Genomic DNA, 11,731 nt, shown 5'->3' with positions numbered 1-11,731 from the left:
GAAAATGGAATGCCCTCCCTGCTTCGCGCCTGCCTGATCGTGCTGGCCCTGCTGACCTGCGTCTCGTGCACCAGCAAGCGCATGTACACCCCGGACCGGGTCCTGCCCGCCACCCTCAAGGCCGACCATGAGGAAATGAAACAGGCGATCCTGAAAAACCTGGTCGCCCGCAAGTGGACCGTGCAGCGCATCAGCCCGGAGCTGATCCAGGCCGAGATCACCGTGCGCGAGCAATACCACGTGGAAATCGACATCCAGTACGCGCCGACCCACTACAAGATCCTCTACCGCGACAGCCGTGGCATGGGCTACGCGGACGGCAAGATCCACAAGAACTACATCCGCTGGGTGCGCCTGCTGGACAAGGGCATCCTGCGCGAGCTGAAGGACAACCAGAACGAACGGACCGCGCAACAGCTGTCCAGCTCGGCCCAGGCGATTGCCGCGCCTAATTGAGCGCCAGCCGCTACCCGCTTTCTACGTCAAGGAGACCACCATGCAATTGAAGACCCTGGCCGCTGCCGCCACCCTGCTGCTCTGCACCCTGCCCGGCGTCAGCCAGGCCCGTGATACCGCGCTGTACCTGCCGTTCGACAAGGTGGTCGCCGAAGCCATCAGCACCGGCAAGATCGACGGCAGCGTGAAGTTCTACCTGGCCGGCAACCAGCCCGCCGGCAAGGTCACGGTGATCAGCGCGGGCGCGGTCACCAACAAGAAGACCAACGCCTTCAACAAGAGCGACGAAGTGGCCTGCGAATGGGTCCTGCAATCGGCGCTGATCACCCTGCACCAGGCCGCCAAGAAAGTCGGCGCCAATGCGGTGACCGACATTGCCAGCTTCTACAAGAGCAACGAGCGCAAGGACGCGAAAACCTACGAATGCCACGCGGGCGCCCTGATGGCAGGCGTCGCGCTGCGCGGCGATCTGGCGAAGGTGCAGTAAGGCGCCTGCCGATGAAATCGGCATGACCTGATCCACAGTTTCCATCCCCCGGAAACGACAAAGGGCGCCTTTCGGCGCCCTTTCACAAACAGGCTGGCTTGTCATCGCGCTCTGCCTGTCTGGCTCTGCGATGGCTGGTTGCCCAGGATCCTCAGAGTCTCACAAGTCCCTTTCGGGTACGCGCGCAGTGTCGCTCGAAGCCTGCCGCCCGGCAACCGTGGCCAATTGCCGTTTTCCACAGGAAAGTCGGTATCAGAGCCCCAAAGCCTTGCGTACAGCGGCTTTGACGGCAGCGAGCTCTTTGTCTGTAAGTTGCAAGACTTCGTAAACTCGTCGGCCATGACGGCCTTTGCGCCTGATCCGATCGAGTCGCGGCAAGCCGACCGTGGCAAGCATGTCGCACTTTGCCCAGCAGACCGTTACAACTCAGCTTTGCGGGTCAGCAGCTCGACAAAGGCCTTGGCCATTGGCGAGCGCTGGTCGGTGCGCTGCGCCAGCCACACCGCCGAGACTGCCTCGGGGTCGAGCAGCGGTCGATAGACCACGCCGTCGATACGCATGCGCTGGTAGGACGCCGGCAACACCGAGACCCCCAGCCCCGCCGCCACCAGGCCGATGATGGTCATGGCCTCGCCCGCTTCCTGGGCGAAATGCGGGGTGAAACCGACATCCCGGGCCAGGGTCAGCAACTGCGCATACAGGCCGCTGCCGTAGCTGCGCGGGAAGAACACGAAGGGTTCGTGGGCCAGGGCCGACAGCGCCAGGCCGGCTTCGCTGCCGGCCACCAGCGGGTGCTTGGAGCTAAGCACCGCCACCAGCGGTTCGCGCAGCAACTCCACCACGCTCAGGGAGTCCGGCAGCGGCAACGGCCGCATGATGCCGACCTGGATCGACTCGTCCAGTAGCGCCTCGGCCACCTGGGTGCTGCTCATCTCCCGCAGCTTCAGGTGCACGTCGGGAAAGCGCTGGCGAAAGGTGAAGATCGCCTGGGGAATGCTCGAGTTGAAAGGCGCCGACGAGGTGAAGCCGATTTTCAGCTCACCCAGCTCCCCCCGTTGCGCCCGCCGGGCCACATCCGCCGCCTTGTCGACCTGGGCCAGCACCTGTCGCGCCTCATCGAGGAACAGCCTGCCGGCCTCGCTGAGTTCGACCCGACGATTGGTGCGCTCGAACAGGCGCGCGCCGACCTCCTGCTCCAGCACCTGGATCTGCTGGCTCAAGGGCGGTTGGGAGATGCCCAAAACCTGGGCGGCGCGGCCGAAATGCAGCTCTTCGGCCACCGCGATGAAGTAACGCAGGTGACGCAATTCCATGATCGCCTCATTAGGTCGTAAAACATATCAATCAGGTCGAACAATATATTGGAAAGAAACATTAGCCAGCTATATGCTTTTTTCCATTGCCTGACCGGCTGCGCTCCCCCGAGGTCTCCCGTGAAAACCGCTGTCGCTCCACTCGCCCACGAACTCCCTCCCACCGCCCTCGATGAGGTCGTCGCGCAACTGAACGAGGTCTACATCGAAAAAGGCACGCCGATGTTCATGCGCACGGTGCTGGCGCTGTTCTCCGGCGGTTTCGCCACCTTCGCCCTGCTCTACTGCGTGCAACCGATGATGCCGCTGCTGTCCCGGGAATTTTCCATCAACGCCGCGCAGAGCAGCCTGATCCTCTCGGTCGCCACCGGCCTGCTGGCCATCGGTTTGCTGGTCACCGGGCCGATTTCCGACCGCATCGGCCGCAAGCCGGTGATGGTGGCCGCCCTGTTCGCCGCCGCGCTGTGCACCATTGCCAGCGCCCTGATGCCGAGCTGGCACGGCGTGCTGCTGATGCGCGCGCTGGTGGGGCTGTCCCTGAGCGGTCTGGCGGCGGTGGCGATGACTTACCTGAGCGAGGAGATCCATCCGCAGCACATCGGCCTGGCCATGGGCCTGTACATCGGCGGCAACGCCATTGGTGGCATGAGCGGCCGCCTGATCACCGGGGTGCTGATCGACTTCGTCAGCTGGCACACGGCGATGTTGGTGATCGGTGGCCTGGCGCTGATCGCCGCGGCGGTGTTCTGGAAAATCCTCCCCGAATCGCGCAACTTCCGCGCCCGCTCGCTGCACCCGCGCAGCCTGCTGGACGGCTTCACCATGCACTTTCGCGATGCCGGCCTGCCGCTGCTGTTCCTTGAAGCCTTCGTGCTGATGGGCGCGTTCGTCACGCTGTTCAACTACATCGGCTATCGCCTGCTGGCCGAGCCGTATCACATGGATCAGGCCTTCGTCGGCCTACTGTCGGTGGTGTACCTGTCGGGGATCTACAGCTCGGCGAAAATCGGCGCCCTGGCCGACCGCCTGGGGCGACGCAAAATGCTCTGGGCCACCATTTCGCTGATGCTCGCCGGCCTCGCCCTGACCATGCTCAGCCCGTTGTCGGTGGTGATCATCGGTATGCTGATCTTCACGTTCGGCTTCTTTGGCGCCCATTCGGTCGCCAGCAGCTGGATCGGCCGGCGCGCCCTCAAGGCCAAGGGCCAGGCTTCATCGCTGTACCTGTTCAGCTATTACGCCGGATCGAGCATCGCCGGGACGGCGGGCGGGGTGTTCTGGCACATGGCCGGGTGGAACGGCATCGGCCTGTTCATCAGCGCCCTGCTGGTGGTGGCGCTGCTGGTAGCGTTGAAGCTGGCCAAGCTGCCGCCGCTGGCCACTCAGTAGCCGCTAAACCAACATGCCGGCGACCAACCCCCGCGATCCATATGCGGGGTCCGGTCGCCGGCATGGGCGATATCTGTCGATCGGCTTACTTGACGATTTCTACCAGGTCGACGTCGATCTCGCGCTTCATCAACCCCTTCTCGACCTCACCGGTCAGCCTGACCTGGGTCTTCTCGTTGAATGCCACCGGCGGCAGGTCTTCGTCGTCGATCTCAACGGTGATGGTGCCGCTGGCATCCTTGAATTCGTACTTGTCGTCGTTGTTCAGCTTCTTGACCACATGGCCCTGCAACACCACCGGCGTATCGTCCGAGGCATCGTTGGCCGCCGCGACGGTGGTGACGGCCTGGGCGCCAGGACCGGTGTAGCCGACAGCCAGGGCGGCGGTGCTGAACAGCGGGGCGAGCAACAGAACGAGGTAACGGGTTTTCATGGCAGTGATCCAATGTGGGTTTCGATAAAGCCAGATTAACCAGCCAGGCTGAATTGAAACTTAATCCGCCGGCCCTTTCCTGAAGGCAAAAAAAGCCCGGCAAATGCCGGGCTTGCTTATCAGGCCGCGATCACTGGTGATACTGCGCCGACAGTTCGTGCACCGCGCGCAGGAAGGCGCCGGCGTGCTCCGGGTCGACTTCCGGGGTGATGCCGTGGCCGAGGTTGAACACATGGCCGCTGCCCTTGCCATAGCTGGCGAGGATGCGCCCGACTTCGGAACGGATCGCTTCCGGCTTGGCGTAGAGCACGGTCGGGTCCATGTTGCCTTGCAGCGCGACCTTGTTGCCGACCCGTTGGCGCGCTTCGCCGAGGTCGCAGGTCCAGTCCAGGCCCAGGGCGTCGGCACCGGCGTCGGCAATGCTTTCCAGCCACAGGCCGCCGTTCTTGGTGAACAGGATCACCGGCACCTTGCGCCCTTCGTGTTCGCGGATCAGGCCGCTGACGATCTTGCGCATGTAGGCCAGGGAGAACTCCTGGTAGGCCGCCGCCGACAGGTTGCCGCCCCAGGTGTCGAAGATCTGCACCGCTTGCGCGCCGGCCTTGATCTGGCCGTTGAGGTAGCTGGTGACCGACTGCGCCAGCTTGTCCAGCAGCAAGTGCATGGCTTGCGGGTTGTCGTAGAGCATCGCCTTGATCTTGCGGAAGTCCTTCGACGAGCCGCCCTCGACCATGTAGGTGGCCAGGGTCCAGGGGCTGCCGGAGAAGCCGATCAGCGGCACGCGGCCGTTGAGCTCGCGGCGGATGGTGCTGACCGCGTCCATCACGTAGCCCAGGTCCTTGTGCGGATCCGGGATCGGCAGGGCCTCGATGTCGGCCAGGGTGCTGATGACCTTCTTGAAACGCGGGCCTTCGCCGGTTTCGAAGTACAGGCCCTGGCCCATGGCGTCGGGGATGGTCAGGATGTCGGAGAAAAGGATGGCCGCATCCAGCTGTGGATAACGGTCCAACGGTTGCAGGGTGACTTCGCAGGCGAACTCCGGGTTCATGCACAGGCTCATGAAGTCACCGGCGTTGGCACGGCTGGCGCGGTATTCAGGCAGGTAGCGCCCAGCCTGACGCATCATCCACACCGGGGTGACGTCTACGGGTTGCTTGAGCAGGGCACGAAGGAAACGGTCGTTCTTCAGGGCAGTCATGTCGGCATCCGGAAAAAAAGTGCGGGCATTTTCTCAGAGCGCGACGCAAAAGGCACGGCGAGAGCCGTGCCTTTTATCTATCGGGTCAATTGGTCGCAGGGAGAGCAGCGCCAAGTTTCAAGCTGCAAGCCCCAAGCGCCGTGGCTTTGAGCTTGCAGCTAATAGCTTGAAGCTTGTCGCTGGCGTTGTCAGACGCCCAGGTAGTCGAGGATGCCTTCGGCGGCGTTACGGCCTTCGAAGATCGCCGTCACCACCAGGTCGGAACCGCGCACCATGTCGCCACCGGCGAAGATCTTCGGGTTGCTGGTCTGGTGCTTGTACTGGCCCTGCTCCGGCGCCACGACGCGGCCCTGGCTGTCGGTCTGGATGCTGAACTGCTCGAACCACGGCGCCGGGCTCGGGCGGAAACCGAAAGCGATGACCACGGCGTCGGCCGGGATGACCTCTTCGGAACCCGGGATCGGCTCGGGGCTGCGACGGCCACGGGCGTCCGGCTCGCCGAGACGGGTCTCGACCACCTTCACGCCTTCGACCTTGTCTTCGCCGACAATGGCGATCGGCTGGCGGTTGTAGAGGAACTTCACGCCTTCTTCCTTGGCGTTCTTCACCTCTTTGCGCGAGCCCGGCATGTTCGCTTCGTCGCGACGATAGGCACAGGTCACCGCCTTGGCGCCCTGGCGGATCGACGTGCGGTTGCAGTCCATCGCCGTGTCGCCACCACCGAGGACCACGACCTTCTTGCCCTTCATGTCGACGAAATCTTCCGGCGACTTTTCAAAGCCCAGGTTGCGGTTGACGTTGGCGATCAGAAAATCCAGCGCATCGTGCACGCCCGGCAGGTCCTCACCGGCAAAGCCGCCCTTCATGTAGGTGTAGGTGCCCATGCCCATGAACACGGCATCGTATTCTTCGAGCAGTTGCTCCATGGTCACGTCCTTGCCCACCTCGGTGTTGAGGCGGAACTCGATGCCCATGCCGCTGAAGACTTCGCGACGATTGCTCAGCACGGTCTTTTCCAGCTTGAACTCGGGGATGCCGAAGGTCAGCAGGCCGCCGATTTCCGGGTTCTTGTCGAACACCACCGGGGTCACGCCGCCGCGTACCAGCACGTCGGCACAGCCCAGGCCCGCCGGGCCCGCGCCGATCACCGCGACACGCTTGCCGGTCGGCTTGACCTTGGACATGTCCGGACGCCAGCCCATGGCGAAGGCGGTGTCGGTGATGTACTTCTCCACCGAACCGATGGTCACCGCGCCGAAACCGTCGTTGAGGGTGCAGGCCCCCTCGCACAGACGGTCCTGCGGGCACACCCGGCCGCAGACTTCCGGCAGGGTGTTGGTCTGGTGCGACAGCTCGGCGGCGGCGAGGATGTTGCCCTCGGCCACCAGCTTGAGCCAGTTGGGAATGAAGTTGTGCACCGGGCACTTCCATTCGCAGTACGGGTTACCGCAACCCAGGCAGCGGTGGGCCTGGTCGGCCGACTGCTGGGGTTTGAAGGGTTCGTAGATCTCCACGAACTCTTTCTTGCGTTGACGCAACAGTTTCTTCTTCGGATCCTTGCGCCCGACCTCGATGAACTGGAAGTCATTATTCAGACGTTCAGCCATTATCAAAACCTCTTAACAGCAGCTCGAAGCTACAAGCTTCAAGCTGCAAGACAATCACGTGTGCAGGCATATCGCGCACTGCCGTTAACTTGCGGCTTGAAGCTTGCCGCTTGCAGCTGCGTCGTTATTGCGGATTCGCACGAGTACTGGAAAGCAGAGATTTCAAGCTCGCCGCCTTAGGTTTGACTAGCCAGAAACGACGCAGGTAGTCATCGAGGTTCTCGGCCAGGTTCCGGCCCCACTCGCTACCGGTTTCCTCGACGTATTCGTCCAGCACGCGCTGCAGGTGGCTGCGATAGGCTTCCATCGCTTCGCCGCTGATCCGCTGGATTTCCACCAGCTCGTGGTTGACCCGGTCAACGAAGGTGTTGTCCTGGTCGAGCACGTAGGCGAAACCGCCGGTCATGCCTGAGCCGAAGTTGTAACCGGTCTTGCCCAGCACGCAGACGAAACCACCGGTCATGTATTCGCAGCAGTGATCGCCAGTGCCTTCCACCACGGTGTGGGCACCGGAGTTGCGCACGGCGAAACGCTCGCCCGCGGTGCCGGCGGCGAACAGCTTGCCGCCGGTGGCGCCGTACAGGCAGGTGTTGCCGATAATCGCGCTGTCCTGAGTCTTGTAGGCGCTGCCTTTCGGCGGAACGATCACCAGCTTGCCGCCGGTCATGCCCTTGCCCACGTAGTCGTTGGCGTCGCCTTCGAGGTAGAGGTTCAGGCCGCCGGCGTTCCACACGCCGAAGCTCTGACCGGCAGTGCCCTTGAAGCGGAAGGTGATCGGCGCCTTGGCCATGCCCTGGTTGCCGTGGACCTTGGCGATTTCACCGGAGATCCGCGCACCGATGGAACGGTCGCAGTTGCAGATGTCGAGCGCGAACTCGGCACCGCTGAGGTCGTTGATCGCAGGCTTGGCCATGGCGACCATTTTCTCGGCCAGCAGGCCCTGGTCGAACGGCGGGTTGCGATCGACCTGGCAGAACTGCGGCTTGTCCGCCGGGATATGGTCGCTGCCCAGCAGCGGGGTCAGGTCCAGGTGGTGCTGCTTGGCGGTCTGGCCTTCGAGGATTTCCAAGAGATCGGTGCGACCGATCAGCTCTTCCAGCGAGCGCACGCCCAGCTTGGCCAGCCACTCACGGGTTTCCTCGGCGACGTAGGTGAAGAAGTTCACCACCATCTCGACGGTACCGATGTAGTGGTCCTTGCGCAGCTTCTCATTCTGAGTCGCGACGCCAGTGGCGCAGTTGTTCAGGTGGCAGATACGCAGGTACTTGCAACCCAGGGCGATCATCGGCGCGGTGCCGAAGCCGAAGCTTTCGGCGCCGAGGATTGCCGCCTTGATCACGTCGAGGCCGGTTTTCAGGCCGCCGTCGGTCTGCACCCGGACCTTGCCACGCAGGTCGTTGCCGCGCAGGGTCTGGTGGGTTTCCGCCAGGCCCAGTTCCCACGGCGCACCGGCGTATTTGATCGAAGTCAGCGGCGAGGCGCCGGTGCCGCCGTCGTAGCCGGAGATGGTGATCAGGTCGGCATAGGCCTTGGCCACGCCTGCGGCGATGGTGCCGACGCCGGCTTCCGCCACCAGCTTCACCGAGACCAGCGCCTGCGGGTTGACCTGCTTCAGGTCGAAGATCAGCTGCGACAAGTCTTCGATGGAGTAGATGTCGTGGTGCGGCGGTGGCGAAATCAGGGTCACGCCGGGTACCGCGTAACGCAGCTTGGCGATCAGGCCGTTGACCTTGCCGCCAGGCAGCTGGCCGCCTTCACCGGGCTTGGCACCCTGGGCCACCTTGATCTGCAGCACTTCGGCGTTGACCAGGTATTCCGGGGTCACGCCGAAACGGCCGGTGGCCACCTGCTTGATCTTCGAGCTCTTGATGGTGCCGTAGCGCGCCGGGTCTTCGCCGCCTTCGCCGGAGTTGGAACGCGCGCCCAGGCGGTTCATGGCTTCGGCCAGGGCTTCGTGGGCTTCCGGCGACAACGCGCCCAGGGAAATACCGGCGGAGTCGAAACGCTTGAGGATCGATTCCAGCGGCTCGACTTCGCTGATGTCCATCGGCGTGTCCAGGGTCTTCACCTTGAACAGGTCGCGGATCATCGACACCGGGCGGTTATCCACCAGCGCGGTGTATTCCTTGAACTTGGCGTAGTCGCCCTGCTGCACGGCGGCTTGCAGGGTGTTGACCACGTCCGGGTTGTAGGCGTGGTATTCGCCACCGTGGACGAACTTCAGCAGGCCGCCTTGCTGGATCGGCTTGCGCGGGCTCCAGGCTTCGGCAGCCAGGGCTTTCTGCTCGGCTTCGATGTCGACGAAACGCGCGCCCTTGATGCGGCTCGGCACACCACGGAAGCTCAGCTCGCAGACTTCCTCGGACAGGCCGATGGCCTCGAACAGCTGCGCACCGCGGTAGGACGCGATGGTCGAGATGCCCATCTTCGACAGGATCTTCAGCAGGCCCTTGGTGATGCCCTTGCGGTAGTTCTTGAACACCTCGTAGAGGTCGCCCAGCACTTCACCGGTACGGATCAGGTCGCCCAGCACTTCGTAGGCCAGGAACGGATAGACCGCCGAGGCACCGAAACCGATCAGCACCGCGAAGTGATGCGGATCGCGCGCGGTGGCGGTTTCCACCAGGATGTTGGAGTCGCAGCGCAGGCCCTTCTCGGTCAGGCGGTGGTGCACCGCGCCGGTGGCCAGGGAAGCGTGGATCGGCAACTTGCCCGGGGCGATATGGCGGTCGCTGAGCACGATCTGGGTGCGACCGGCGCGCACGGCTTCTTCGGCCTGGTCGGCCACGTTGCGGATCGCTGCTTCCAGGCCGAGGCTTTCCTCGTAGTTCAGGTCGATGACCTGACGCTCGAAGCCCGGACGGTCGAGGTTCATCAGCGAGCGCCACTTGGCGGGCGAGATCACCGGCGAGCTGAGGATCACGCGGGAAGCGTGCTCAGGCGATTCCTGGAAGATGTTGCGCTCGGCACCGAGGCAGATCTCCAGCGACATGACGATAGCTTCGCGCAGCGGGTCGATCGGCGGGTTGGTGACCTGGGCGAACTGCTGGCGGAAGTAGTCGTACGGCGTGCGCACACGCTGGGACAGCACGGCCATCGGCGTGTCGTCGCCCATGGAGCCGACCGCCTCGTAGCCTTGCTCGCCCAGAGGACGCAGCACCTGATCACGCTCCTCGAAGGTGACCTGGTACATCTTCATGTACTGCTTGAGCTGGTCGACGTCGTAGAACGCCGAACCGTGGTCATTGTCTTCCATGGTCGCCTGGATGCGCAGGGCATTCTTGCGCAGCCATTGCTTGTACGGATGACGGGACTTCAGGCGGTTGTCGATGGCGTCGGTGTCGAGGATCTGCCCGGTTTCGGTGTCCACGGCGAAGATCTGGCCCGGGCCGACCCGGCCCTTGGCGATCACGTCTTCGGGCTGGTAGTTCCAGACGCCGATTTCCGAAGCCAGGGTGATGAAACCGTTCTTGGTGGTGACCCAGCGCGCCGGGCGCAGGCCGTTACGGTCGAGCAGGCAGACGGCGTAGCGGCCGTCGGTCATGACCACGCCCGCGGGGCCGTCCCACGGTTCCATGTGCATGGAGTTGTATTCGTAGAACGCGCGCAGGTCGGCGTCCATGGTCTCGACGTTCTGCCACGCTGGCGGAATGATCATCCGCACGCCACGGAACAGGTCGATGCCACCGGTGACCATCAGCTCCAGCATGTTGTCCATGCTCGAGGAGTCGGAACCCACGCGGTTGACCAGCGGGCCGAGCTCTTCCAGATCCATCAGGTCATTGGTGAACTTGGTGCGCCGGGCCTGGGCCCAGTTGCGGTTGCCGGTGATGGTGTTGATCTCGCCGTTGTGGGCGAGGAAGCGGAACGGCTGCGCCAGCGGCCATTTCGGCAGGGTGTTGGTGGAGAAGCGCTGGTGGAACACGCAGATCGCGGTTTGCAGGCGCGGGTCACCCAGGTCCGGATAGAAGGCGGCCAGGTCGGCCGGCATCATCAGGCCTTTATAGATGATGGTCTTGTGGGAAAAGCTGCAGATGTAGTGGTCGGTATCGGCGGCGTTGGCCACCGACGAGCGACGACGGGCGCTGAACAGCTTGACCGCCATGTCCTGGTCGCTCAGGCCTTCACCGCCGATGTAGATCTGTTCGATCTGCGGCAGGCGCTCCAGGGCCAGGCGGCCGAGAACGCTGGTATCGATCGGCACTTTGCGCCAGCCGATCAGTTGCAGGCCTTCGGCCAGGATCTCGCGGTTCATGTTCTCGCGAGCGGCTTCGGCCTTGGCCGGATCCTGGTTGAAGAAGACCATGCCCACGGCATATTGCTTGGGCAATTCGACACTGAAGGTTTCCTGGGCAATGGCTCGCAGGAACGCGTCAGGCTTCTGAATCAGCAGACCGCAACCGTCGCCGGTCTTGCCGTCCGCGTTGATCCCACCGCGGTGGGTCATGCAGGTCAGGGCCTCGATGGCCGTTTGCAAAAGGGTATGACTGGGTTCGCCCTGCATATGGGCTATCAGGCCGAAACCGCAGTTATCCTTGAATTCATCTGGTTGGTACAGACCTGCTTTCATAGACACTTTCTCACCAGGCTGCCTCTTATCGAGACAAATTTCTTTTCAATTCAACCAGTTACCATCCACGCCGAACGTACGCCGGCTTTGCGGGGGCAAAAGGGAGGTCATTGTACACACCGACACAGACGCTCACAAATTTGGCGACGAAATGTCGCAAATCTATGTCGCATTTATGAAAGGTTTAAAGCGATATGCTGTGCTAGTCAAAACTTTTTTAGTTCGGACCGCGACGACTCAAAAGCTACTGTGACGCAGACACCACAAGGCACGCGGCC

8 protein-coding genes are annotated in these 11,731 nt (G+C 63.1%); 3 read left to right on the top strand and 5 right to left on the bottom strand.

Features of this window, described 5'->3' with window-relative positions; translation table 11 throughout:
* The first annotated feature begins 9 nt into the window (after positions 1 to 9).
* Positions 10 to 456 carry a hypothetical protein gene (locus PVZ78_RS22680; RefSeq protein WP_009046610.1) on the top strand — a complete coding sequence of 149 codons (447 nt, stop codon included), beginning with the start codon at positions 10 to 12 and terminating at the stop codon, positions 454 to 456.
* A 40-nt stretch (positions 457 to 496) separates the two neighbouring features.
* Entirely contained in the window at positions 497 to 943 is a 447-nt protein-coding gene (locus PVZ78_RS22675) for a hypothetical protein (RefSeq protein WP_009046609.1), read from the top strand.
* Between the two features lie 419 nt (positions 944 to 1,362).
* Here PVZ78_RS22675 and PVZ78_RS22670 read toward each other — a convergent pair whose 3' ends face one another.
* Complete coding sequence (locus PVZ78_RS22670; RefSeq protein WP_009046608.1) at positions 1,363 to 2,256, bottom strand: LysR family transcriptional regulator; 894 nt, start codon at positions 2,254 to 2,256, stop codon at positions 1,363 to 1,365.
* A gap of 120 nt (positions 2,257 to 2,376) precedes the next feature.
* Here PVZ78_RS22670 and PVZ78_RS22665 point away from each other — a divergent pair, with 120 nt between their 5' ends.
* Entirely contained in the window at positions 2,377 to 3,645 is a 1,269-nt protein-coding gene (locus PVZ78_RS22665; RefSeq protein ID WP_028683774.1) for an MFS transporter, read from the top strand.
* An 85-nt stretch (positions 3,646 to 3,730) separates the two neighbouring features.
* Here the strand turns inward: PVZ78_RS22665 and PVZ78_RS22660 are convergent, their stop codons facing one another.
* The 4 genes from PVZ78_RS22660 to gltB all read right to left on the bottom strand — a co-directional run bounded on the left by PVZ78_RS22660 (position 3,731) and on the right by gltB (position 11,453).
* Positions 3,731 to 4,078, bottom strand: a complete 348-nt coding sequence (locus tag PVZ78_RS22660) for a YgiW/YdeI family stress tolerance OB fold protein (RefSeq protein WP_009046606.1) — start codon at positions 4,076 to 4,078, stop codon at positions 3,731 to 3,733.
* Positions 4,079 to 4,208: 130 nt separating this feature from the next.
* Positions 4,209 to 5,276, bottom strand: a complete 1,068-nt coding sequence (gene hemE / locus PVZ78_RS22655; protein ID WP_009046605.1) for a uroporphyrinogen decarboxylase — start codon at positions 5,274 to 5,276, stop codon at positions 4,209 to 4,211.
* Positions 5,277 to 5,464: 188 nt separating this feature from the next.
* Positions 5,465 to 6,883: an FAD-dependent oxidoreductase gene (locus PVZ78_RS22650; RefSeq protein WP_007925837.1), complete on the bottom strand. Its 1,419-nt coding sequence runs from the start codon at positions 6,881 to 6,883 to the stop codon at positions 5,465 to 5,467.
* A 124-nt stretch (positions 6,884 to 7,007) separates the two neighbouring features.
* The gene (gene gltB / locus PVZ78_RS22645; RefSeq protein ID WP_053268068.1) at positions 7,008 to 11,453 is read right to left on the bottom strand and encodes a glutamate synthase large subunit; all 4,446 of its coding nucleotides are present in this window, start codon (positions 11,451 to 11,453) and stop codon (positions 7,008 to 7,010) included.
* Between the last annotated feature and the right edge of the window lie 278 nt (positions 11,454 to 11,731).

It is taken from the genome of Pseudomonas sp. SBT1-2 (genome assembly GCF_028640875.1).
In the GTDB taxonomy this organism is placed as follows: Bacteria; Pseudomonadota; Gammaproteobacteria; order Pseudomonadales; family Pseudomonadaceae; genus Aquipseudomonas; species Aquipseudomonas chlororaphis_I.
Note: the sequence above shows the minus strand (reverse complement) of the source record. Positions and strands in the feature narration are given on the sequence as shown.